The organism is Streptomyces sp. NPDC005775, from assembly GCF_042871565.1.
Taxonomy (GTDB): Bacteria; Actinomycetota; Actinomycetes; order Streptomycetales; family Streptomycetaceae; genus Streptomyces.
Map to the genome: position 1 here is coordinate 262,973 of NZ_JBIAIU010000011.1, position 22,868 is coordinate 285,840.

The 22,868-nt window shown below is 71.6% G+C and carries 21 protein-coding genes; 12 read left to right on the forward strand and 9 right to left on the reverse strand.

Annotation, left to right across the window (positions count from 1 at the left end):
- Positions 1-77: 77 nt before the first annotated feature.
- Positions 78-587, forward strand: a complete 510-nt coding sequence (locus tag ACFYPA_RS25525; protein WP_389134403.1) for a cupin domain-containing protein — start codon at positions 78-80, stop codon at positions 585-587.
- Between the two features lie 58 nt (positions 588-645).
- Here the strand turns inward: ACFYPA_RS25525 and ACFYPA_RS25530 are convergent, their stop codons facing one another.
- Positions 646-1,011, reverse strand: coding sequence for a nuclear transport factor 2 family protein (locus tag ACFYPA_RS25530; RefSeq protein WP_359083346.1), 366 nt, complete (start codon positions 1,009-1,011; stop codon positions 646-648).
- An 87-nt stretch (positions 1,012-1,098) separates the two neighbouring features.
- On the opposite strand from ACFYPA_RS25530, the gene ACFYPA_RS25535 reads away from it, so the two are divergent.
- Positions 1,099-1,746, forward strand: a complete 648-nt coding sequence (locus ACFYPA_RS25535) for a uridine kinase (RefSeq protein WP_359083347.1) — start codon at positions 1,099-1,101, stop codon at positions 1,744-1,746.
- Positions 1,747-1,763: 17 nt separating this feature from the next.
- Here ACFYPA_RS25535 and ACFYPA_RS25540 read toward each other — a convergent pair whose 3' ends face one another.
- Positions 1,764-2,666 (reverse strand): PfkB family carbohydrate kinase, encoded by a 903-nt coding sequence (locus ACFYPA_RS25540; RefSeq protein ID WP_359083348.1) that lies wholly within the window; start codon positions 2,664-2,666, stop codon positions 1,764-1,766.
- Positions 2,663-3,604: a pseudouridine-5'-phosphate glycosidase gene (locus tag ACFYPA_RS25545; RefSeq protein WP_359314790.1), complete on the reverse strand. Its 942-nt coding sequence runs from the start codon at positions 3,602-3,604 to the stop codon at positions 2,663-2,665. Before ACFYPA_RS25545 ends, ACFYPA_RS25540 begins: the two co-directional genes overlap by 4 nt.
- A 238-nt stretch (positions 3,605-3,842) precedes the next feature.
- Between ACFYPA_RS25545 and ACFYPA_RS25550 the strand changes: the two genes are divergently transcribed.
- A complete protein-coding gene (locus tag ACFYPA_RS25550; protein ID WP_328893325.1) occupies positions 3,843-4,205 on the forward strand; it encodes a cupin domain-containing protein in 363 nt (120 codons plus the stop codon).
- Positions 4,206-4,260: 55 nt separating this feature from the next.
- Here the strand turns inward: ACFYPA_RS25550 and ACFYPA_RS25555 are convergent, their stop codons facing one another.
- The 3 genes from ACFYPA_RS25555 to ACFYPA_RS25565 all read right to left on the reverse strand — a co-directional run bounded on the left by ACFYPA_RS25555 (position 4,261) and on the right by ACFYPA_RS25565 (position 7,176).
- The gene (locus tag ACFYPA_RS25555) at positions 4,261-5,559 is read right to left on the reverse strand and encodes an MFS transporter (RefSeq protein ID WP_359083350.1); all 1,299 of its coding nucleotides are present in this window, start codon (positions 5,557-5,559) and stop codon (positions 4,261-4,263) included.
- 113 nt (positions 5,560-5,672) lie between these two features.
- Positions 5,673-6,215 (reverse strand): methylated-DNA--[protein]-cysteine S-methyltransferase, encoded by a 543-nt coding sequence (locus ACFYPA_RS25560; RefSeq protein WP_359083351.1) that lies wholly within the window; start codon positions 6,213-6,215, stop codon positions 5,673-5,675.
- A gap of 46 nt (positions 6,216-6,261) precedes the next feature.
- Entirely contained in the window at positions 6,262-7,176 is a 915-nt protein-coding gene (locus tag ACFYPA_RS25565; RefSeq protein ID WP_359083352.1) for a glycerophosphodiester phosphodiesterase family protein, read from the reverse strand.
- A 214-nt stretch (positions 7,177-7,390) separates the two neighbouring features.
- Between ACFYPA_RS25565 and ACFYPA_RS25570 the strand changes: the two genes are divergently transcribed.
- The 5 genes from ACFYPA_RS25570 to ACFYPA_RS25590 all read left to right on the forward strand — a co-directional run bounded on the left by ACFYPA_RS25570 (position 7,391) and on the right by ACFYPA_RS25590 (position 14,646).
- Entirely contained in the window at positions 7,391-8,281 is an 891-nt protein-coding gene (locus ACFYPA_RS25570) for an MHYT domain-containing protein (protein WP_359083353.1), read from the forward strand.
- A gap of 62 nt (positions 8,282-8,343) precedes the next feature.
- Complete coding sequence (gene uvrB / locus ACFYPA_RS25575; protein ID WP_359083354.1) at positions 8,344-10,467, forward strand: excinuclease ABC subunit UvrB; 2,124 nt, start codon at positions 8,344-8,346, stop codon at positions 10,465-10,467.
- A gap of 131 nt (positions 10,468-10,598) precedes the next feature.
- On the forward strand, positions 10,599-11,177 hold the full coding sequence (locus ACFYPA_RS25580) for a TerD family protein (protein ID WP_359083355.1): 579 nt from the start codon (positions 10,599-10,601) through the stop codon (positions 11,175-11,177).
- Positions 11,178-11,413: 236 nt separating this feature from the next.
- Entirely contained in the window at positions 11,414-13,369 is a 1,956-nt protein-coding gene (locus ACFYPA_RS25585) for a TerD family protein (protein ID WP_359083356.1), read from the forward strand.
- A 263-nt stretch (positions 13,370-13,632) separates the two neighbouring features.
- Complete coding sequence (locus ACFYPA_RS25590; RefSeq protein WP_359083357.1) at positions 13,633-14,646, forward strand: TerC family protein; 1,014 nt, start codon at positions 13,633-13,635, stop codon at positions 14,644-14,646.
- Between the two features lie 72 nt (positions 14,647-14,718).
- Here the strand turns inward: ACFYPA_RS25590 and ACFYPA_RS25595 are convergent, their stop codons facing one another.
- Complete coding sequence (locus ACFYPA_RS25595; RefSeq protein ID WP_359083358.1) at positions 14,719-15,375, reverse strand: MBL fold metallo-hydrolase; 657 nt, start codon at positions 15,373-15,375, stop codon at positions 14,719-14,721.
- A 10-nt stretch (positions 15,376-15,385) separates the two neighbouring features.
- Positions 15,386-16,075 (reverse strand): maleylpyruvate isomerase family mycothiol-dependent enzyme, encoded by a 690-nt coding sequence (locus tag ACFYPA_RS25600; RefSeq protein ID WP_359083359.1) that lies wholly within the window; start codon positions 16,073-16,075, stop codon positions 15,386-15,388.
- A gap of 175 nt (positions 16,076-16,250) precedes the next feature.
- Here ACFYPA_RS25600 and uvrA point away from each other — a divergent pair, with 175 nt between their 5' ends.
- A complete protein-coding gene (gene uvrA / locus ACFYPA_RS25605) occupies positions 16,251-19,301 on the forward strand; it encodes an excinuclease ABC subunit UvrA (RefSeq protein ID WP_359350389.1) in 3,051 nt (1,016 codons plus the stop codon).
- Positions 19,302-19,623: 322 nt separating this feature from the next.
- Entirely contained in the window at positions 19,624-20,052 is a 429-nt protein-coding gene (locus ACFYPA_RS25610) for a Rieske (2Fe-2S) protein (protein WP_359083362.1), read from the forward strand.
- Between the two features lie 43 nt (positions 20,053-20,095).
- Here the strand turns inward: ACFYPA_RS25610 and ACFYPA_RS25615 are convergent, their stop codons facing one another.
- Positions 20,096-21,022, reverse strand: a complete 927-nt coding sequence (locus tag ACFYPA_RS25615; RefSeq protein ID WP_359083363.1) for a hypothetical protein — start codon at positions 21,020-21,022, stop codon at positions 20,096-20,098.
- 230 nt (positions 21,023-21,252) lie between these two features.
- Between ACFYPA_RS25615 and ACFYPA_RS25620 the strand changes: the two genes are divergently transcribed.
- Positions 21,253-21,924, forward strand: a complete 672-nt coding sequence (locus ACFYPA_RS25620; protein WP_389134346.1) for a papain-like cysteine protease family protein — start codon at positions 21,253-21,255, stop codon at positions 21,922-21,924.
- A 4-nt stretch (positions 21,925-21,928) separates the two neighbouring features.
- A complete protein-coding gene (locus ACFYPA_RS25625; protein WP_359083365.1) occupies positions 21,929-22,801 on the forward strand; it encodes a hypothetical protein in 873 nt (290 codons plus the stop codon).
- The last annotated feature ends 67 nt before the right edge of the window (positions 22,802-22,868 follow it).

Consider the following 22,868-nt stretch of genomic DNA (forward strand, 5'->3'; position numbering starts at 1 on the left):
TTGATCGGTCAACTTCTGGGTAGCGTCGGGGCATTTGGGATGTCCGGGACACCGATAGGAAGGAGTTGCCCGTGAGAATCGGCAGACAGCAGGAGCGGCAGGGGCGGCGGGAGCGGCAGGGACAGCAGAGGCGCCTGGGCAAGGCGCTCGTCATCGGGGGCTGTGTGGCCGCGCTCGGCTTCGTACCGGCGGCGGCCGTCGCCACCCCCGGCAGCGGGGTGAGCGGCACCGTCGTCGCGGAAGGCACATCGGCGGGCAAGCTGAAGGTGAAGGCGCCGAAGGGGCGCACCGACGTCACCTTCCGGACGATCACCGTCGCGCCGGGCGGCTCCACCGGCTGGCACACCCACCGCGGTCAGCTGATCGTCGTCGTCGAGTCCGGGGCGCTGACCCGCACCCTGGACGACTGCACGGTCGAGGTGACGCCGGCGGGCACGTCCTTCATCGAGCCCGCCGGCACGAAGCACCGCCACGTCGGACGCAACCTGGGCACCGAGCCCGTCGTCCTCTGGGTGACCTATCTGCTGCCCGAGGGCAGTCCGCTCTCCGACGACGCCGAAGCGGTGGACTGCGGCGGCGGGAAGTAGCGCGAGGCACCCGCCCTCTGGCGCCCCGGACGGCCACCGAGCCGCCGGGCGCCGACCGTCAGCGGGCGAGTGTCTCCCCGTACGCACCGAGACCGGCGCTCACCAGGCCGCCCGAGAAGGTCAGCACCTCGTACACCCGGCCCCCGATCTGGTTGCGGTAGTCGATCACCACCGTGTCGACGCTCACCCGCACGTCCATCACCTCGAACGCGAGGTCGGGGATCAGCTCCAGCCCGCGTGCCCAGTAAGCGCGCAGCTCAGCCTTGCCGCGGACCGTACCGGAGGCGTCGCCCGTGAACCGGGCGATCATGGGTGAGCTGAACGTCACGTCCTCGTGATAGTGCGCCAGAATGCGCTCCAGGTCGTGGGAGTTCCAGTCGTTCTGCCACTGCGTGGCGAACCTGCGGGCGAATTCGAGATCCATGGGCAGGACGGTAAGGGGCGCAGCCGGTGGGCGTCGCGCATTTTTCGGCAAAGCGGCTTTTTCGGCTGAGGGGAGCACGATGGTCACGTGCGATTCGAAGCGATCACCTGGGAACGGCTGGCGGACGCGCTGGCGGCACACGCCGACGCCCTGAAGCCGTCCGACGCCGGGCCCTGGCTCAAGGTCGCCGTCGACGGCGCTCCGGCCTCGCGTACGGGCGAGCTGGCCGAGTCCGTCGCGGAGGGGCTGCGGCTGCGCGGGAGGGCCGTTCTCCCGGTGTCCACCGCGGGGTTCCTCCGGCCGGCCAGTCTGCGGTACGAGTACGGCAGGCGCGACCCCGACTCGTACTACGGCAGCTGGTTCGACACGGGGGCGCTGTGGCGCGAGGTGTTCGGCCCGCTGGAGCCGGGCGGCAGCGGGCGGGTGCTGCCCGATCTGTGGGATCCGGTGACGGACCGGGCCACCCGGAGCCCGTACCGGGCCCTGCCGGAGGGCGGCGTGCTGCTCCTGCACGGGCCGTTGCTGCTGGGGCACTGGTTCCCGTTCGACCTGAGCGTCCATCTGCGGCTGTCGGCCGGCGCGCTGCGGCGGCGCACGGAGGCGGACGAGCAGTGGACCCTGCCCGCCTTCGCGCGGTACGAGGACGAGGTGGCCCCCACCGCCGCCGCGGACGCGGTGGTCAGGGCCGACGACCCGCACCATCCGGCCTGGACCGGGCTGCGGCAGGACGGGTAGGGGAGGCGCCCACGGCGTCACCCGGCGGGCAGCGGGGGTCTGCCGCCCACGGTCATGACGGCCTCCGCCCCGGCCCCGCACCCCGCCGCCACGGCTGCCGCGTCGTCGGCGCCCGCCAGCCGGGCCGCCAGGAAGCCCCCGGTGAACGCGTCGCCGGCCCCCGTTGAGTCCACGGCCGCGGGCACGGCCCCGGCCGGCTCGCGGACGGTCACCACCCCCGCCGTGGCCAGCAGGGCGCCGCCCTCGCCCAGGGTGACCACGACCTGGCGGACCAGCAGGCTCAACTTCGCGGCGGCGTCGGCCGGTTCGGGGAGCCCGGTGAGCAGCCGGGCCTCGTCCGCGTTGGGCAGCAGGACATCGGCGCCCGCGACCAGGGCCAGGAACCGGTCGACGCCCAGTCCGGCGAGGAATCCGGCGGACGCCGGGTCGACGCTCACCGGGATGTTCCGCCGTCGGGCCTCCCCCAGGGCGAGCAGGGCCGTCGCGCGGCTGGTCGCGGCGAAGAGGAGGTAGCCGGACAGGTGGAGGTGGGCGATGCCGTCGAGCATGGACGGTGACCAGTCGTCGGGGGAGAGGCGGATCACCGCCCCGCTGTCGGTGAGGAAAGTGCGCTCGGCGGACGGGTCGACCAGCGCGACGACGGTGCCGGTCGGCGCCCCCTCGTCCACGGCCAGCAGCCCGCGCACCCCCGCGCGCCGCAGCAGGTCCCGGTGCCAGTCGGCCGAGTCGGCACCGACACGGGCCACCAGACGGGCGTCCCGGCATCCCGAACGCACCGCCCAGCAGGCGACGTTGGCCCCCGCACCGCCGGCCCGCGTCCGGATCCTCGCCGTCGTGTCCGTACCGTGGAGCAGCTCCGAACCGTGCCGGGCCACCACGTCCGTGACCACGTCCCCGACGACGAGAAGGCCGCCGGTCACCGGGCGGCCCAGGCGGTGGCGATGCGCGCGGCGAGCGCCACGTTGCCGCGGACGGCCGCCAGGTTGGCCTCCAGCGAGGCGCCCCCGGTGGAGCGCATCAGATGGTCGAGCAGGAACGGGGTGACGGCCTGTCCGGCGATGCCGCGTTCCCGGCACGCGTCCAGCGCCTCGGCCAGCACCCGGTCGTGCAGGACGGGATCGAGCTGCTCCTCCCGCCTTACGGGATTGGCCACGATCAGCGCGGCCTGCGGACCGCCGAGCGCGTCCTGCGCCCCCATCACGTCGGCCACCTCTTCGGGCGACCGCACGGTCCAGTCGACCGGTTCGCCCGAACTGCTCAGGTAGAAGCCGGGGAACCGGTCCGTGCCGTAACCGAGCACCCCCACCCCGAGCGTCTCCAGACGCTGCAGCGTGGCGGGCACGTCCAGGATCGACTTCACTCCCGCGCAGACCACGGTGATCCCCGTCCGCGCCAGCAGCCGGAGATCCGCGGACTCGTCCTGCGTCTCGGTCCAGCCCCGGTGGACGCCCCCGAGCCCGCCGGTCGCGAAGACGCGCAGCCCCGCCCGGGCGGCCAGGAACGCGGTCGCCGAGACCGTCGTGGCCCCGCTCGCACCCGTCGCCAGTGCCGGTGCGAGGTCCCGGTGCCCCAGCTTGCGCATCGCCGGGTCCTCGGCGACCCGTTCCAACTGGGTCTTGTCCAACCCGACCCGGGCGCTGCCGTCCAGCACGGCGACCGTGGCGGGCACGGCACCGGCCGAGCGCACGATCTGCTCCAGCTCCTCGGCGACCCGCAGGTTGCGGGGGCGGGGCAGGCCGTGCGCGATGATCGTCGACTCCAGGGCGACGACGGGCCGGTGCTCGGCGAGAGCGGCCCGCACCTCCGCGGAGAGAACGGGAGTGCGGGGAGCGGTGTCGGACGACTCAGTCAGTGACATGTTCACATCCCTGTCGCGGACGGGGAGGCCTCAAACGTGCGTGCGTGCGGGCGGCCGGAAGTCGCTTCGCCCGCCGTGGCGTCGGGCCATGAAGCCCCTGTGCACGACCCGGCGGGTGGCAGGGACGTGCGCGACCGCGACGGGTGTCGGGGACGCGCGTGACCCCGACGGGTGTCGGACTGCTTTCAGCCCGTCCTGGTGGCGAGACGTCTACAGGCGGTGGCTAAGGTGACCGGCCATGACCACATTTGATCAAGCTCCTGCCTCGTTCGCCGTGCACATTCCGGATGCCGTACTCGAACCGGAACCGCTCGAACCCGGGCAGATCGTCTCGGGCGAGCCCGAGGTCACCGGCAAGGTGCTGTGGGAGTCGGCCGACGGGAAGCAGGTGCGCGGGATCTGGCAGATCACGCCGGGCGTGGTCACCGACACCGAGGCCAACGAGCTGTTCGTGGTCGTCAGTGGGCGCGCGACCGTGGCGGTCGAGGGCGGCGCCACGCTGGAGATCGGACCCGGCGACGCCTGTGTGCTGCGCGAGGGCGACCGTACGACGTGGACCGTGCACGAGACGCTGCGCAAGGCGTACCACATCAGCCTCTGAGCAGCCTCGGGTCCGGTTCGCGGCAGGGCGGCCCGGCCCCGGGACGCTCGCGATCTCAGACCGCGGGCCTGCGGGCGAGGGTCCGGCGCAGTGCCGACGCCGCCATCGGCAGCAGCAGGCACGCCCCGGCCAGATTGAGCCAGCCGTAGCCTGCCTGGGAGACGATCACCCCGGCGACCGCCCCGCCGATGCCCGCCGACGCGTTCATGGTGAGGTCCGACAGTCCCTGCACGGCGGCGCGCGCGGCCTGCGGCACGGAGTCGGTGAGCAGTGCCGAACCCGCCACCAGGCCCGCGGACCAGCCGAGCCCGAGCACGAACAGTCCGGCCGCTGTCCTGCCGTGGGCGGCGCCCGCGGTGCCTGCCAGCAGTGCGGCGAGGGCGAGCAGCCCGGCCGCGAGCCCGATGACGGTGAGGCGGCCGAAGCGGTCCGACAGCCAGCCCATCACCGGCGAGAACGCGTACATCCCGGCGATGTGGCCGCTGATCACCAGGCCGATCAGCTGGAGGTCCGCGCCGTGGTGACCGAGGTCGACCGGCGTCATCACCATGATCGAGACCATAGCGGTGTGCGAGACGGTCACGGTCACCAGGGCGAGCCGGGCCATGGGCGACGCCCGTACGGCCGCGACCCCCGCCCGCAGCGAACGGCCCCCGGCCGACCGGGTCTCCTGCGGCGCCAGGGCGCGCGCGGTGAGGAGGGGATCGGGCCGCAGCAGCACCGCGACCACGACGGCGGCGAGCAGAAAGATGCCGGCCGCCCAGACGAACGGTCCGGCCGTCTCCGAGACGGCCGTGCCGCGGAAGACCCGGCCCGCCGGGGCGGCGATGTTGGGCCCGAGCACCGAGCCGATCGTGGTGGCCCAGATGACGGTCGAGATCGCCCGGCCGCGCCGGTCGGGTTCGGCCAGGTCGGCGGCGGCGAACCGGGCCTGGAGGTTGGCCGAGGAACCCGCGCCGAACCCGGCCATGCCGAGCAGCAGCAGCGGGAAGCTCTCCACGACGGTCGCCAGCACCACGAGACCCGCGCCGAGTGCCCCGATCAGATACGCCAGTACGAGCCCGGGGCGGCGCCCCCGCGAGGTCATCAGCGCGGCCAGCGGCAGCGACAGCAGTGCCGTGCCGGTCACCGACGCGGTGGGGGCGAGGCCCGACAGCGCCTCGGAGCCGCTGACGCGCGTGGCCAGCACCGGGGCCAGGGCGATGCCGATGGGCACGCCGAGGCCCCCTAGTATCTGGCTGACGATGAGCACGGCGGAGGTCCTGCGCCGGAGTCGGGGCAGGTCGGCCGCGGTGACCGGCCGGGCAGGGCTAGGGCCGCCGGGTGCGTCGGGGTCGTCGAGGGTGTTGGTCACCGACGCAGTGTGCCAGGCGGTACGCCGCGTTCGAACCCCCGTCGGTCACGCCGCTTCACCCCCCCCGCAGGCCCTCAGGTCCCCGCCCCCCAGCCCCCGCAGGCCGTGCCGGTTCAGAACAGCGGCTGGGGCAGCACGCCCTCCAGAGCCAGCAGCCGCCGCTTCGTCTCCAGACCGCCGCCGAAGCCGCCGAGTCCGCCGTCGCTCTCCACCACCCGGTGGCAGGGCACCACCACGGGCAGCGGGTTTGAGCCCATGGCGGCGCCGACCGCCTGGGCCGCCCCCGGCTGCCCCACCCGGTCGGCGAGATCCCCGTACCCGGCGACCGCGCCGTACGGCACGCCGGCCGCCAGCTCGCGCAGCACCTGGCGGTTGAAGCCACTGGTCAGCGACCAGTCCAGGTCGAGCGAGAACTCGCGCAGGGCGCCCGCGAAGTACGCGGCGAGCTGACGTGTCGGCTCGGCGAGACGGGCGGAGCCGGGCGACTCCACGGTTTCGGCGCCCAGCCGGGTGCGCAACCGGTCCAGCACCGCGTCCCGGACCGCCGGCCGGGCGTGGAAGGCCACGGTCACCAGCCCGCTCCCGGTCGCGGCCAGCAGGAGCGGGCCGATGTCACTGTCGACCACGGCCCACTCGACAACCCCGTCGCTGTTCATGGGAACCACCGTACGGCCGCCCACTGACAACGGGCGGCGCCGGCCGTCAGGGCCGGGCCCGAGTGTCCCCGGCAGGTCGGCCGGTGGCCTCGCGCACCACGTCGGGGGCGTTGGTGATGATGCCGTCCACGCCGTAGCCGGCCACCCGGAGCGCCTGCTCCGCGTCGTTGACCGTCCAGGCGTTGACCTGGAGCCGCTTGCCATGGGGGCCCTTCAGCGCGTGCACCGCCGCCACGTACTCGCCGGAGATCGAGGTGTACGCCGGGTTGATCCGGTCGGTGAACTCCGCGTACGAGGGCAGGTCGGCTGCGGCCGGGGTGCCGAGGAGGCCCGTGATGACGTCGGGGCGCTGCTCGTGCACCTTGCGCACGCTGCCGGCGCCGAAGCTCTGGATCACCAGACGACCGCGAACGTGATCGCGGTCGAGCCACCCTTCCTGCCGCAGCACCCGCAGGGTCGCCCGCTCGATTCCCGGATAGGTATCGGGGCTCTTGATCTCCAGGAGCAGGTTCTGCTGGTTGCGCCCGATCCGCCGTAGGTACTGCCGGAGCGTCGGGACCCGGGCCCCGGCGTACTGCGGACCGAACCAGCTGCCCGCGTCCAGCCGGGCGATCTCGGCGGCCGTGAAGTCCTTGACCGCCCACGGCGCACGGTCGGGGAAGACCTCCTCGGCGTCCGTGGTCCGCTTCAGACCGGTGTCGTGGATGACCACCAGCACGCCGTCCCGGGTCAGCTGGACGTCGTTCTCCACCCACTCGAAGCCCAGGACGTCAGCCTTGTCCACCGCCGCCAGGGTGTTCTCCGGCGCGTACGCGGACGCGCCCCGGTGGGCGATGACGAGCGGGTCGGCCGTCCGGGCTTCCGTGCCCGGCGCGGCGGCGGTGGTACTCGACATCAGCAGCGTGCCGGCACCCAGCAGGGCGGCGGCGGCGACGGAGGCGGTCGCGGTGCCTGCGTACACGGGGACACTCCTTGCGTCAGGGACACGGACGGCCCGAGGCTCCCAGCCGTCCCGGAACGGCGGACGGGCGAAGGGTGGCCGCGACGTGAACGCGCTCCGGGGACCGGGGCACGGGCCGCTACCGCTGTCGGTAACATGCAGCTCTTCTGTTTGTTTGCCGGGCCTTGCGCCTCAGGGTCATCCGCACCCGGGCTTCTGCGAAGGGCGTACGAGCATGCAGGGCACAATCGATGGTTTCGGCTACGGGATGGTCACTCCCGTGGCCGCTTTCCTCATGGCCTGTCTCGGCGCGGCCCTGGGCCTGCGCTGCACCACCCGGTCATTGCGCACCGAGCGATCGTTCAAGGCCGGCTGGCTCGCTCTGGGGGCGACCTCCATAGGCTCCGGCATCTGGACGATGCACTTCATCGCGATGGTGGGGTTCACGGTCGAAGAGGTGCCGGTCGGCTACGACAAGCCGATCACCTTCGCCAGCCTCGCCGTGGCGATCGTCATGGTCGGTATCGGGATCTTCCTGGTCGGGTACCGCGGCGCCACCCGCATGGCGCTGGTGACGGGGGGCACGATCACCGGACTCGGCGTGGCCTCCATGCATTACCTCGGCATGGCCGGTATGCGACTTGATGGGCAGTTCGAGTACGACACGATCACCGTGTCGCTCTCCGTCGTCATCGCCGTGGTGGCCTCGACCGCCGCCCTGTGGGCCGCCGTCTCCATCCACGGTTTCCTGCCCAGCCTCGGTGCCGGCGTCGTGATGGGCGTCGCGGTGACCGGCATGCACTACACCGGCATGGCCGCGCTCAGGGTCCATCTCCATCCCGCCGCCCTCACCGGGACCCCCTCCGGCACCGGCGACAGCGCGACCGCGCTGCTCGTCCCCATGCTGATCGGCCCGGCCTGCTTCCTCGTGCTGGCCGCCGTCGTCGTGATGTTCGACCCCCTGGTGGTCATGGGCACCCCCGACTGGGATGACCCCTCGGCCGCGCGCGGAGCCCGGATGCCCGGGATTCCCGCCCAGCGACAGGTGCCCCGGTTCGGTACGCACGCCGACCCGGCCTCGTTCCACTCGCAGCGACAGGACTCGGCACAGCCCCGGGACTGGTGACAGGAGGCCGCCGCGGGCGCTGACCGGGCCCCGTTGTCAGTGGGGGGTCGTACGGTGGTTGCATGCGGCCCGTTTCGAAGATCGAACGTTCGGTGGCGCCTTTCGAGGTCGTCAGTCCCTACCAGCCCAGCGGCGACCAGCCGGCGGCCATCGCCGAGCTGGAGCGGCGCGTCCGGGCAGGTGAGAAGGACGTCGTGCTGCTCGGCGCGACCGGCACCGGCAAGTCGGCGACCACTGCCTGGATGATCGAGAAGCTCCAGCGCCCCACCCTGGTGATGGCGCCGAACAAGACACTCGCCGCCCAGCTGGCCAACGAGTTCCGCGAGCTCCTGCCGAACAACGCCGTCGAGTACTTCGTCTCGTACTACGACTACTACCAGCCCGAGGCGTACGTCCCGCAGTCGGACACCTACATCGAGAAGGACTCCTCGATCAACGAGGAGGTCGAGCGGCTCCGCCACTCCGCCACGAATTCGCTGCTCACCCGGCGCGACGTCGTCGTGGTCGCCTCCGTCTCCTGCATCTACGGCCTCGGCACCCCGCAGGAGTACGTGGACCGGATGGTCCAGCTCAAGGTGGGCGACGAGATGGACCGTGACCAGTTGCTGCGCCGGTTCGTCGAGATGCAGTACACCCGCAACGACCTGGCGTTCACCCGCGGCACCTTCCGGGTGCGCGGCGACACCATCGAGATCTTCCCGGTCTACGAGGAGCTCGCGGTCCGCATCGAGATGTTCGGTGACGAGATCGAGGCCCTCTCCACGCTGCACCCGCTCACCGGCGAGATCATCAGCGAGGACCGCTCGCTCCACGTCTTCCCCGCCAGCCACTACGTCGCGGGCCCCGAGCGCATGGAGAAGGCGGTCGGCCGCATCGAGAGGGAGCTGGAGCAGCGCCTCGCCGAGCTGGAGAAGCAGGGCAAGATGCTGGAGGCCCAGCGACTGCGCATGCGTACGACGTACGACATCGAGATGCTCCGCCAGATCGGCACCTGCTCCGGCGTCGAGAACTACTCGATGCACTTCGACGACCGCGATCCGGGCACCGCTCCCCACACCCTCCTCGACTACTTCCCCGAGGACTTCCTGCTCGTCCTGGACGAGTCGCACGTCACCGTGCCGCAGATCGGCGCGATGTACGAGGGTGACGCCTCCCGCAAGCGGACCCTCGTCGACCACGGATTCCGGCTGCCCTCGGCCCTGGACAACCGCCCGCTGAAGTGGGAGGAGTTCCTCGGACGGATCAATCAGACGGTCTACCTCTCCGCCACCCCCGGTAAGTACGAGCTCTCCCGGGGTGACGGCTTCGTGGAGCAGATCATCCGGCCCACCGGCCTCGTGGACCCGGAGATCGTCGTCAAGCCCACCGAGGGCCAGATCGACGACCTGGTGCACGAGATCCGCACGCGCACCGAGAAGGACGAGCGGGTCCTGGTCACCACCCTCACCAAGAAGATGTCGGAGGACCTCACCGACTACTTCCTGGAGCTGGGCATCCAGGTCCGCTACCTGCACAGTGACGTCGACACCCTGCGCCGGATCGAGCTGCTGCGCGAACTGCGCTCCGGCGAGTACGACGTCCTGGTCGGGATCAACCTGCTGCGTGAGGGCCTCGACCTGCCCGAGGTGTCGCTCGTGGCCATCCTCGACGCCGACAAGCAGGGCTTCCTGCGCTCGGCCACCTCACTGATCCAGACCGTCGGACGCGCGGCCCGTAACGTGTCGGGTCAGGTCCATATGTACGCGGACAAGGTCACCCCGGCGATGGCGCAGGCCATCGACGAGACCAACCGCCGCCGCGAGAAGCAGATCGCGTACAACACCGAGCGCGGGGTCGACCCGCAGCCGCTCCGTAAGAAGATCAACGACATCGTCGCGTCGATTGCCCGCGAGGAGATCGACACCGAGCAGCTGCTCGGCACCGGCTACCGCCAGACCGCGGGGGCCAAGACGCCCGTTCCCACGCTGGGCATCAAGGCCGGTGCGGCGAAGGGGAAGGCCGGCGCGGACAAGGCCGCGGTCACCGACCGCCCGGCCACTGAACTCGCCGGGATCATCGAGGAGATGACCGACCGGATGCGTGCGGCCGCTGCCGACCTGCAGTTCGAGGTGGCCGCACGACTGCGTGACGAGGTGGGGGAGTTGAAGAAGGAGTTGCGCCAGATGCGGGAGGCGGGCCTGGCCTGACCACGCCGCACGTGGTGTGTTGCAAGACCGACACAAAACGGCCCTCGGGGGCTGTGCCCGTGGTGTGAATGCGTAGGGTGCTGGAAAACCGCGCAAGGACGGTTGCGGGGACAGCGGAGAGGGGACAGCGCGTGACGGTCAATATGACCAAGGGTCAGGCCATCAGCCTGCAGAAGAGCGACGGGGGGACCCTGACCGCGGTACGGATGGGGCTCGGCTGGCAGGCGGCTCCGCGCCGCGGTCTGTTCGGCTCGCGCACCCGGGAGATCGACCTGGATGCCTCGGCGGTCCTGTTCGCCGACAAGCAGCCGGTCGACGTCGTGTTCTTCCGGCACCTCGTCAGTGACGACGGCTCGGTCAAGCACACCGGGGACAACCTGGTCGGCGGCGCCGGCTCGGGCGGCGACGACGAGGCGATCCTGGTCGACCTCCAGCGGGTGCCGGTCCACATCGACCAGATCGTCTTCACGGTGAACTCCTTCACGGGCCAGACGTTCCAGGAGGTGCAGAACGCCTTCTGCCGCATCGTGGACGAGACCAACGGCCAGGAGCTCGCCCGCTACACGCTGGACGGCGGTGGGCAGTACACCGCCCAGATCATGGCGAAGGTGAGCCGTTCGGGGAGCGGATGGCAGATGACCGCCATCGGTACCCCGGCCAACGGCCGCACCTTCCAGGACCTCATGCCGGCGATCCTGCCGCACCTGTAGGCAGTGCCGGGCCCACGGGTCCGCATCATGACGCGCAGCTCCCGGCGGCATCGGCCGCCGGGAGCTGCACCGCATCGCGGCACCGGTACCGCCCGGCTTCGCACGAGGCACCGCGCTGCACGACGCATGACACCGCGCCACACACGACACCGCGCCACACGACACCGCACCACGCATGACACCGCGCCACGTACGACACGCATTGCGCAGCAGCAACTCGTCGAGGGGACAGGGCAATGACGGCCGAGCTGGTCCGGGGGCAGAACCACACCTTGCCCCAGACCCGTCTGGAGATCCGGGTTTCGGCCGGCGCACCCGTCGTGGCCGGTGCCACGCTCGGGAACGAGCACGGCACGGTGCGCGGCGTCGAGTGGATAGCCCACCCCGGATCTCCGCAGCTGCCGGGACTGGAGGTGTCCAGGCAGGCCGCGGCCGAGCACCGGCTCGCCGTAGACCTCGACGCCCTGCCCGACGGGGTGCACCGGGTCACGGTGCTGCTGGCGCTGCCGCTCGAGGCGGGCGGCCCGAACCGGTTCGGGGCCGTCGCCTCGCCCTTCGTCGCGGTCACCGGACTCGACGGCACGGAGATCGCCACCTTCACCCTGACCGGCCTGGACACCGAGTCCGCTGTCACCGCCCTGGAGCTCTACCGGCGGCAGGGGGCGTGGAAGGTCCGCGCCGTCGGCCAGGGTTACGCGGGCGGTCTCGCCGCGATGCTCGCCGATCAGGGGGTGACCGGCGCCGCCGAACTGGCACGGTCGATCCAGGAAGCGGTCGCCCGCGGCCTGGCGCGCTCGGTGGCCCCGCCCCCGCCCCGCACCCAGGAGGGTGACCGGGTCAGGCATGCGGGGGGCTCCGCGGCCACCCAGGGCGCGGGCAGGCCCCAGGCCGCCCCGCAGCCCGCCTCCCAGGACGAGCCCCCGGCGCCCGCCACCACCCCGATCGCCCCCGGCTCGCCCCCCGCGGGGGGCCCCATCGACTACGCGCACCCGCGCCGCCGGGCCACGGCGCCCCCGCCGCCTCCGCCCGCGGCGCCTCCCGCCCAGCCCGGCCGCCCCCCGGCTCCCGTGGCCGGGGACGCCACCGGCTGGTCCATGGACGAGCGCCTCTACAACCAGGTCTGGGGCATGTTCGAGGACCTGGCCCGGGCCACCGCCGCCTACCGCAGCGCCGTCGACTTCGCCGAGTCCCGGATGGACCAGGAGCTGGAGCGGACCCTGTCCGATCCGCGCAGCCGGATCGGCGGCGCGGGCGACCGGGCCCGTGAGCAGGCCCGCGCCAAGCGCGACGAGCTGACCGGCCGCGCCCGCGAGGCGCTGGACCGCGACCTCGCGCAGCTCGCCGCCGAGGCCGCCGTGGTGGAACCCGCGCTGCCCGCCGCGTACGCGGGCTGGGACAACCCGGTCTGGCACGACTACCGGGTTCCGATGGAGATTCCCATGGCCCTGCGGATCGGGGACCTGCATCTGCCGGAGAGCACCGGGATGAGCATCCCCCTGCTCGTCCGGCTGCCGCTGGAGCGCGGCATGTGGATCGACAGCGGGCGCACGGCGTCCGAGGCGGCAGCCCTGACCGATGCGGACCAGTTGCGCAGGCTGGCCATGGAGAGCGCCGTCCTGCACGCCGCGCGGATGCTGGCCGTCTACCCGCCGAACGAGTTCTCGGTCCATGTCATCGACCCCGCGGGCTCCGCCGCCGCGGCACTGGCCCCGCTGGTGGGCGCGGGCGTGCTCGCGGGTCCGCCCGCCTCCGGGCCCGGGGGAGTGTCCTCGGTCCTCGCCCACCTCACCCGCCGGGTCGACCTGGTGCAGATGGCACTCAGGGCCGGGGCCGCCGATTCGCTGCCGCCCGATCTGGACCCGGCCGAGCAGTTGCTGATCGTCAACGACTTCCCGCACGGCTTCGACGACCGTGCCGTCACCCAACTGCGCTACCTCGCCGACGAGGGGCCCTCCGTCGGCGTACATCTGATGATGGTCGCGGACCGGGAGGACGCCTCCGCGTACGGTCCGGTGCTCGACCCGCTGTGGCGGTCCCTGCTCCGCGTCACTCCGGTCGCCGACGACCATCTGGCCGACCCCTGGGTCGGTCACGCATGGACGTACGAGCCGCTCAGGACCCCGGCTGGAAGCCGGGTGCTGGAGCAGGTACTGGCCCGGGTGGCGGCCGCGCGCCGTACCGGGCACCGCTGAGCCCACCGGTCGGACCGCTCGGACCGCACCACTTCCGACCTGCTGTTTTGAATGATCTTTACCCTTGTCTTTACCTTTCCTTGGTGTTCCCTGTACTGTTCTTTGGGCGGAGGGGAGTACTCCCGATCGCGGCGTGCCCGTCAGTACGGACTGTGACCGGTCCCGGGGCGCCGGCCCAGGCGCGCATCCCGTGCGCCCAGGTGGAAGAGACCTCCGGCAGCGACGACGCTGATCAGTAGCCGTAGCGAACTGCCGGAGGCGCAGTGGACGTTTCATGGACCCTCTGGGCGCTGACCATTCTTGGTCTGTGCGCCCTCATCGCCGTCGACTTCTTCATCGGGCGCAAGCCCCATGACGTGTCGACCAAGGAAGCCGGAATCTGGACGATCGTCTGGATCGTGCTGGCCGTACTCTTCGGGCTCGGGCTGCTCGCCTTCGGCGAGAGTCAGGCTTCGGGCGAGTTCTTCGCCGGCTACATCACCGAGAAGTCGCTGAGCGTCGACAACCTCTTCGTCTTCGTGCTGATCATGGCGAAGTTCTCGGTGCCCTCCCACCTCCAGCAGCGGGTGCTGCTCGTCGGCGTGATGATCGCGCTGGTGCTGAGGGCGATCTTCATCGCCGCCGGTGCCGCGGTCATCGCCAACTTCTCGTGGGTCTTCTACATCTTCGGCGCGTTCCTGATCTACACCGCCTGGAAGCTCATCCAGGAAGCGCGGGCCGACGAGGAGGAAGAGGAGTTCGAGGAGAACCGCCTGCTCAAGACCATCGAGCGCCGCTTCGGTGTCGCCGACCGGTACCACGGCACCAAGCTCTTCATCCGCGTCAACGGCAAGCGCGTCCTGACGCCCCTGATGGTCGTCATGCTCGCCATCGGCACCACCGACGTGCTGTTCGCGCTGGACTCCATCCCGGCGATCTTCGGCCTGACCCAGGACCCGTACATCGTCTTCACCGCCAACGCCTTCGCGCTGATGGGGCTGCGGCAGCTGTACTTCCTGATCGGCGGCCTGCTCAAGAAGCTGGTCCACCTCAGCTACGGGCTCTCGGTCATCCTCGGCTTCATCGGCGTCAAGCTGGTGCTGCACGCGTTGCACGAGTCCGGGGTGCACGTCCCCGAGATCTCCATCCCGGTCTCGCTCGGCGTCATCTGTGGCGTGCTGGTGATCACCACGATCACCAGCCTCATCGCCAACAAGAGGACGGCCGAGGCGGAGGCCGCCGCGGAGGCGGGGAAGGCCGCGGACCCCGCGGACAAGGGCGCCGGTATAGACGCCTGACGAAGGCGGGGCACCTGAGCGGAGGCGGGGGGTGTGGGTGCGCAGGTCGTGCGCCCACACCCCCCGCCGTCGTCACCAGCCCCGTTCGCGCCACTCGGGCAGTCGCGGTCGCTCGTCGCCCAGGGTGGTGTCGTGTCCGTGGCCCGGGTAGACCCAGGTCTCGTCGGGCAGGGCGTCGAAGAGCTTGGTCTCCACGTCGTGCAGCAGGCTCACGAACGCCTCGGGGTCCTTGAACGTGTTGCCGACCCCGCCCGGAAAGAGGCAGTCCCCGGTGAACAGGTGCGGAGCGCCGTGCGGGTCGTCGTAGACGAGCGCGATCGAGCCCGGGGTGTGGCCGGTCAGGTGCCGGGCGGTCAGCGCGACCTGGCCGACCCGGATCGTGTCCCCGTCCTCGACGAGCACATCCGTCGGGACCGCGATCCCCTCGGCGTCGAAGCGCCCGGCGTACGTGCGCGCACCGGTGGCCGCGACCACCTCGCCCAGCGCCTGCCAGTGGTCGCCGTGCCGGTGCGTGGTGACGACCGAGGCGATCGAGTCCTCACCGATCAGCCGCAGCAGGGTCCCGGCCTCGTTCGCCGCGTCGATCAGGAGCTGCTCCCCGGTCGCCCGGCAGCGCAGCAGATAGGCGTTGTTGTTCATCGGGCCGACGGCGACCTTGGAGATCATCAGATCCGTCAACTCGTGCACGTCAGCGCGCCCGCCGACCTTGACCGTTCCGCTGTACGTCATGCGTCTCAGCCTATAGCGGGGGCAGGGCGGGAAGGGTTCCGCCCTCGACGGTCAGGACGGCCCCGTCGCGCCGCCCGCAGAGCCAGCCGAGCAGGTCGGACGCCGTACCGCGGACCGTGACGGGCCCGCCCTCCGCGCCGCCGCCGGTCGTCCAGATCCGGCCCCGGTCGTCGGCCACGCCCGTCGGGACGACGTCGGGGTGCCCGGCGAAGCGCTCGGCCAGGAAGTCGATCTCCCGCGCGGTGAAGTCGTCGGGCAGGTCCTCCAGCTCGTAGCCGACCCCCAGGTCGACGTGGTGCAGCTCGACCTCGATGCGGCGGCGGAAGGGGATCCGGGAGGCCGAGTCCGTCACACCGTTGCGCATCGTGACGGTCCGTGACCAGTCGGCCGGGGCCGCGGCGGCCTCCACGAAGCGGTCCGCGCTCGCGACCAGGTCAGCCAGCTGTTCCGCCTGCGACCGGGGCGCGTCGCGCTCGATGTCACGGTCGCGGGTTTCGCTGTCTGCGTACATGGGCCGGCCCTGGAGAACATTTACGAGCGCGTCGGCGTTACGTGAGAGGTGCGCGACGACATGACCCCGGCTCCAGCCGGGGAGGCGCGACGGTTCGGCGAGTGCTGCGGCGTCCAGTTTCTCCGTGGCGCTGAGCAGCCGGTCGGTCGCCGCGCGCAGTGCGGCCAGGTCGTGCACATGATCAGTCATGGGCCGAGCCTAGCGTCGGCCACTCAATCGGGTGAAGGAGTCATCAGTCGTCCGTAAATCGAATGCGCGTGCTATACGCTCGGAGTCGAAAGCTTCGTACATCGCTGTGGCACCCCCCATACCCTGGGGCAGGGGCTCAGTTCCCCCGCTTCTCTCTAGAAAGGTGCGGACCGGCGTGACCGACCGTCTCATCGTCCGTGGCGCTCGCGAGCACAACCTCAAGAACGTCTCGCTCGACCTCCCCCGCGACTCCCTCATCGTCTTCACCGGGCTCTCCGGGTCGGGCAAGTCGTCGCTCGCGTTCGACACGATCTTCGCCGAGGGTCAGCGGCGCTACGTGGAGTCCCTCTCCTCGTACGCCCGGCAGTTCCTCGGCCAGATGGACAAGCCGGACGTCGACTTCATCGAGGGGCTGTCGCCCGCCGTCTCCATCGACCAGAAGTCGACCTCGCGCAACCCGCGCTCGACGGTCGGCACCATCACGGAGGTCTACGACTACCTCCGCCTGCTCTTCGCCAGGATCGGCAAGCCGCACTGTCCCGAGTGCCACCGTCCGATCTCCCGCCAGTCGCCGCAGGCCATCGTGGACAAGGTCCTCGGCCTGCCCGAGGGCAGCCGCTTCCAGGTCCTCTCGCCGCTGGTGCGCGAGCGCAAGGGCGAGTTCGTCGACCTCTTCGCCGACCTGCAGACCAAGGGGTACAGCAGGGCCAGGGTCGACGGCGCGACCATCCAGCTCTCCGAGCCGCCCACGCTGAAGAAGCAGGAGAAGCACACCATCGAGGTGGTCATCGACCGCCTCACGGTGAAGGACAGCGCCAAGCGCCGGCTGACCGACTCGGTCGAGACCGCGCTGGGCCTCTCCGGCGGCATGGTCGTGCTCGACTTCGTCGATCTCCCCGAGGACGACCCCGAGCGTGAGCGGATGTACTCCGAGCACCTCTACTGCCCGTACGACGACCTCTCCTTCGAAGAGCTGGAGCCGCGCTCCTTCTCCTTCAACTCCCCCTTCGGCGCCTGCCCCGACTGCACGGGCATCGGTACGCGCATGGAGGTCGACCCGGAGCTGATCGTCCCCGACGAGGACAAGTCCCTCGACGAGGGCGCGATCCACCCCTGGTCGCACGGCCACACCAAGGAGTACTTCGGCCGGCAGATCAACGCGCTCGCCGAAGCCCTCGGATTCCGTACGGACATCCCCTGGGCCGGGCTGCCGCAGCGGGCCAAGAAGGCCCTGCTGCACGGTCACAAGATCCAGACCGAGGTCCGCTACCGCAACCGGTACGGGCGCGAGCGCGCCTACACCACGCCCTCCTTCGAAGGCGCGGTGCAGTTCGTCAAGCGGCGGCACACGGAGGCCGAGAGCGACTCCAGCAGGGAGCGCTTCGAGGGCTACATGCGCGAGGTGCCCTGCCCGACCTGTGAGGGCACCCGGCTCAAGCCGATCGTCCTCGCGGTCACGGTGATGGAGAAGTCCATCGCCGAGGTCGCCGCGATGTCGATCAGCGAGTGCGCCGAGTTCCTCGGCCGCCTGAAGCTGAATGCCCGCGACAAGAAGATCGCCGAGCGGGTGCTCAAGGAGGTCAACGAGCGGCTGAAGTTCCTGGTCGACGTCGGTCTGGACTACCTGTCGCTGAACCGCGCGGCGGGCACCCTGTCCGGTGGCGAGGCGCAGCGCATCCGGCTCGCCACGCAGATCGGCTCCGGCCTGGTCGGCGTGCTGTACGTGCTGGACGAGCCGTCCATCGGCCTGCACCAGCGCGACAACCACCGCCTGATCGAGACCCTGGTCCGGCTCCGCGACATGGGCAACACGCTCATCGTCGTCGAGCACGACGAAGACACCATCAAGGTCGCCGACTGGGTCGTCGACATCGGCCCCGGTGCCGGCGAGCACGGCGGCAAGGTGGTCCACTCCGGATCACTCGAGGAACTGCTGGCCAACGAGAAGTCGATCACCGGTCAGTATCTGACCGGCAAGAAGTCGATCGCGATGCCCGAGATCCGGCGCCCCGTCGACCCCTCGCGGCTGCTCACGGTCCACGGTGCCCGGGAGAACAACCTCCAGGACATCGACGTCTCCTTCCCGCTCGGGGTGCTGACCGCCGTGACCGGCGTCTCCGGCTCCGGGAAGTCGACGCTGGTCAACGACATCCTCTACACGCACCTGGCCCGCGAGCTGAACGGCGCGAAGTCGGTGCCCGGCCGGCACACCCGGGTCGACGGGGACGACCTCGTCGACAAGGTCGTGCACGTCGACCAGTCGCCCATCGGCCGGACACCCCGGTCCAACCCGGCGACGTACACCGGCGTCTTCGACCACGTCCGCAGGCTGTTCGCGGAGACGATGGAGGCCAAGGTCCGCGGTTACCTCCCGGGCAGGTTCTCCTTCAACGTCAAGGGCGGCCGCTGCGAGAACTGCTCCGGTGACGGCACGATCAAGATCGAGATGAACTTCCTGCCGGACGTGTACGTCCCGTGCGAGGTCTGCCACGGAGCGCGCTACAACCGGGAGACGCTGGAGGTCCACTACAAGGGCAAGTCCATCGCCGAGGTGCTGGACATGCCGATCGAGGAGGGCCTGGAGTTCTTCGAGGCCGTACCCACCATCGCGCGTCACCTGCGGACGCTCAACGAGGTCGGTCTCGGATACGTCAGGCTCGGTCAGTCCGCTCCGACGCTCTCCGGCGGTGAGGCCCAGCGCGTGAAGCTGGCCAGTGAGCTCCAGAAGCGTTCCACCGGACGCACGGTCTACGTCCTGGACGAGCCGACCACCGGTCTGCACTTCGAGGACATCTCCAAGTTGATCAAGGTGCTCTCCGGCCTGGTCGACAAGGGGAACACGGTGATCGTCATCGAGCACAACCTCGACGTCGTCAAGACCGCGGACTGGGTCATCGACATGGGCCCCGAAGGGGGCAACGGCGGTGGCCTGGTCATCGCCGAGGGCACCCCGGAGTACGTGGCCGGGGTCCCCGCCAGCCACACCGGGAAGTTCCTCCAGAGCATCCTGGGCGCGGACCGGGTGAGCGAGGCGGCCGTGCCCGCAGCGCGCAAGCCGGCACGCAAGGCGGCCGCGAAGAAGGCGGTCGCCGCGAAGTCCGCCCCCGCGCGGAAGGCGGCGACGGCGAAGGCCACCACGGCCAGGACGGCCACGCCGAAGGCCGCCGGGACGGCAGCGACGAAGAAGCCCGCGGCCAAGAAGGCGGCCCGCGCGCGCAAGGCCTGACCACTGGGCTCATGTGGGCGAGGTGGCGGCTCCTCCCGAGGGAGGGGCCGCCACCTCGCCGCGTCCCGGGCCGGCCGAGCTCCCGTCCCGGTTCGGCCGGGGCTTTCGTTCCGGCCGCGTCCCGCGCCGACGGAGTTACCGTCCCGACCGCCCGGTCCGTCGCGTCCTGAACAGGCCCTGACCAGGCGCGATCGTGCGCGACCGGCCCGCGCGCGGGGGCGTCCGTCTCCGCCGGTATCGTCGGTTACGTCACCGCTGTCCCGCCGTCCGGGGCGTCGCGCCAGCCTTGGCACCCTCTACCCCTCTGACCCGTGGAGACCGCATGTCCGGCCAGCCCGCCGCCCGCCGCACCGTGCTGAAGGGCGCCGCTCTCGCAGGCGTCGCCGGGCTGGGAGTGGCCGCCTGCTCGACCGACTCGAAGCTCGGGCACGCCCAGACGCCGACCCCCACCGCGCCCGTCGAGCTCGGCGCCCCCGACGAGATCCCGGTCGGCGAGTCCAAGCTCTACCGCGAGCAGCGCGTCATCGTCAGCTGCCCGGCCAAGGGGCAGTACAAGGCGTTCAGCGCCCAGTGCACCCACGCGGGCTGCCTGCTGGACAAGGTCGAGAAGAACGAGGGGCACTGCCCCTGCCACGGCAGCCTGTTCGACACCACGACCGGCAAGGCCGTGCACGGTCCCGCGACCGTGCCGCTGCCCTCCGTCCCGGTCAAGGTCGAAGGCGGAAAGCTGATCGCGGGCCCCGACGCCTGACCCGGCCGTCAAGCCGCTCCGGCGGGCGTCCAGTGGGCCCGCCTCACTCCCAGTCCCAGTCGATGCCGACCAGACCGGGCCGCACCCCCTGCTCCACCAGGTGAACGGTCCGGTGCCGGCCGGTGAGCGTGAGGTCGGTCCGGGCGCCCCGCGGCGCCCCCGCCGAGACCTGTGCGAAGCGACGGCACCGGACGGGCAGCGCCTCCTCGTCGAACCGGACCTGGAGCACGTACTGCCCGCCGCCGAAGCTGAAGCCGCGGACGTACTCGCCGCAGGGCCCTCCCGTGCCGTCCTCGAAGCCGTATCCGAAGAGGTACGTCTCACCCGCCCGCAGCCGGGTGTCGAAGAGCAGTTCGGCGACCAGCACCCCTGCCTCCGCGTCCCAGCGGACCCGACCCGTCCGGCAGTTCTCCCGGGCGCGCACCCCGACCCGGGCCGGATCGCATCCGAGGTCGCCGCGGTACACGGCGAGATAGCGGTCGACGCCGTCGCGGTGGGCGCGCACGACGTGCTGCGAGCTCCGGTACTGCATCCGACGGCCGGGCCCGATCCGTACCCGCTCCTGATGCCCCACCGTGTGCAGCCCGCCGTCCGCGGGTGACTCCATCGCCGCGAGCAGCCGTTCCACCGCGCCGGACGCGTCCACCAGGGAGCGGTACGAGCGGGCCGCGGGGCGGTCGGTGTCCGGGCGGGACTCCCCGGACCCGAGCAGCCCGAGCAGGGAGTTCCCCGGCAGCTCCAGCACCTCCTCCAGCGCCTTGACGGCCCGCAGGGACTCCGGGCGCTGCGGGCGGCGGGCACCCTGCTGCCAGTAACTGAGGCTGGTCACACCGACCTTGACACCGCGGTGCGCCAGATGGTGCTGCACGCGCTGGAGCGGCAGTCCGCGCACCGAGAGCGCGGTGCGCAGCGCCAGGTGGAACGGGCCGGTGTGCAGCACCTGCGCCAGTTCGGCCTCGGTGTGCTGCATGGGTCCTCCAGGTGAACGTTCACGACGGGCGGCAGCCGGGCCGCGCCGACGGGGGTGGGGCCGCAGGTGGCCGGGGGGGAGCGTTCACGCACCCGCCACCGGCGTTCACACCGCGGTGTTCCCCCGCATTGAAGCGTGTTGACCCGCTCCCGACAACGGTTGATGCTCCTCGGCAGCGTCCGGACGCGCCCCTTGGATCCCCCACCCCCCGCCACGGGAGGAACGCCGCCATGCGCAACCGAAGAGTCAGGCCGGGTCGGCTGTCGGTGACAGCCGTGCTCGCCGCCGTACTGCTCGTCGCCCCCACGACGACCGCCACCGCCACCGATCAGCACCACACCGCCGCCCATCAGCGGCACACCCCGGCCACCACCGCCGGCCGGCACCACGCCCCGGTCGCCGCGGTGACGGGCGCCCTCGCCGCCGCCCAGCGGCTGAACATCAGCATGCAGGCGCAGCAGAAGACGAACTGGTGCTGGGCCGCCTCCGGCAACACCATCGCCACCTGGTTCGGCCGGAACTACAGCCAGAACCAGTTCTGCAACGCGGCGTTCGGCCGCGCCCAGGGCTATGAGTGCCCCAACTCGCAGGCCTCGCTCGGCAACGTCCAGGACGGTCTGTCCTGGGCCGGCATCACCCCCGGCTCGTACGTCACCGGCTGGCTGCGCTACCCGACCGTGCAGACCGAGATCGCCGCGGGACGCCCGGTGGAGACCCGCATCCAGTGGGCCTCGGGCGGCGGCCACATGCACGTGCTGTACGGGTACGACGACGCGAACAGCTGGGTCTACTGGGGCGATCCCTGGCCCTCCAGCAACCGCTACAACTGGGCCTCGCACGCCTGGTACGTGAACAACGGCGAGTTCTCCTGGACGCACTCGCTCTACCGGATAGGGGCGTGACGGCATGACCTCCACCGAATCCGCGGTCCGCCCGGCCACACGTACCGCACGTTCCCTGGCGGCAGCCCTGGCCGCGAGCGGTGTCCTCGCCGGTGCCGCCCTGCTCACCGTCGCCCCTCAGGCCGCCGCCGCCACCGGACCCTCGGCCACACCTGCGGCGCTGGCGGCGGCCCACGCGGCGGCCACCGACGCCACGACCCTGGACACGCTGTCCCGGTTCTTCGCCCGCGAGGGCGCCGTCGCCAGGGCCTCCGCCGAACCCAGGATCGAGGGGGCGGCGGTGCCCGTACGTACCCTGTCCGCCGCCTTCGTCGCGGGGGAGCCGGGTGCGCCCGTCGCCACGCTGGACTACCTCGCCAGCACGGCGGTCTCCTCCGACGGACAGAGAGCATCCCTCTGGACGCTTCCCGAGCCGGGGAAGGACGGGAACTGGCAGGTGGTGAACATCGCCACCGGCGACGACGAGACCCGGTACGCGCTCGCCGGGGCCCGCAAGCTGCCCGGCGGCACCGTCTTCCGGGAACCGCAGATCGACGCCTGGTACGTCCGGAAGGGCGGCCGGGTCCTCCCGCTGGACGGGGACGCCGTCCGGGCGGTAGGCCGGGGCGGCACCACCCTGGCCGCCTACGGCACCCGGGTGCGGGCGGCGTACGCGGACAAGCTCCCCGGCTCCGGCTACGCCCGCGCGGGCCGTGCCGGAGGCTACGGGCCCATGGCCCAGGCACCCGCCATCGCCGCGGACGCCACCCCGGCGAGCCCCGCGGGTACCGCCCTGACCGCGGCCTCCGGGGCAGCGGCCGCGGGCGCCGTGGCCGTGCTCGCCCTCTGCGGCGTCACCGCCCTGCGGGCCCGCAGCCGCCGGCGCGGGACACGCTGACCGCCGGGGCCGTGCGGACCCGATGACCCCGCGCCCCGGGACACGTGCCCCCACCCCGTGTCCCGGA

Coding starts and splice junctions, on each gene's coding strand:
- ACFYPA_RS25600 (WP_359083359.1), bottom strand. CDS start 16,075: ATGACTGATCATGTGCACGACCTGGCCGCACTGCGCGCGGCGACCGAC.
- ACFYPA_RS25620 (WP_389134346.1), top strand. CDS start 21,253: ATGCGCAACCGAAGAGTCAGGCCGGGTCGGCTGTCGGTGACAGCCGTG.
- ACFYPA_RS25550 (WP_328893325.1), top strand. CDS start 3,843: ATGACCACATTTGATCAAGCTCCTGCCTCGTTCGCCGTGCACATTCCG.
- ACFYPA_RS25615 (WP_359083363.1), bottom strand. CDS start 21,022: ATGCAGCACACCGAGGCCGAACTGGCGCAGGTGCTGCACACCGGCCCG.
- ACFYPA_RS25570 (WP_359083353.1), top strand. CDS start 7,391: ATGCAGGGCACAATCGATGGTTTCGGCTACGGGATGGTCACTCCCGTG.
- ACFYPA_RS25560 (WP_359083351.1), bottom strand. CDS start 6,215: ATGAACAGCGACGGGGTTGTCGAGTGGGCCGTGGTCGACAGTGACATC.
- ACFYPA_RS25530 (WP_359083346.1), bottom strand. CDS start 1,011: ATGGATCTCGAATTCGCCCGCAGGTTCGCCACGCAGTGGCAGAACGAC.
- ACFYPA_RS25585 (WP_359083356.1), top strand. CDS start 11,414: ATGACGGCCGAGCTGGTCCGGGGGCAGAACCACACCTTGCCCCAGACC.
- uvrB (WP_359083354.1), top strand. CDS start 8,344: ATGCGGCCCGTTTCGAAGATCGAACGTTCGGTGGCGCCTTTCGAGGTC.
- ACFYPA_RS25545 (WP_359314790.1), bottom strand. CDS start 3,604: ATGTCACTGACTGAGTCGTCCGACACCGCTCCCCGCACTCCCGTTCTC.
- ACFYPA_RS25625 (WP_359083365.1), top strand. CDS start 21,929: ATGACCTCCACCGAATCCGCGGTCCGCCCGGCCACACGTACCGCACGT.
- ACFYPA_RS25610 (WP_359083362.1), top strand. CDS start 19,624: ATGTCCGGCCAGCCCGCCGCCCGCCGCACCGTGCTGAAGGGCGCCGCT.
- ACFYPA_RS25595 (WP_359083358.1), bottom strand. CDS start 15,375: ATGACGTACAGCGGAACGGTCAAGGTCGGCGGGCGCGCTGACGTGCAC.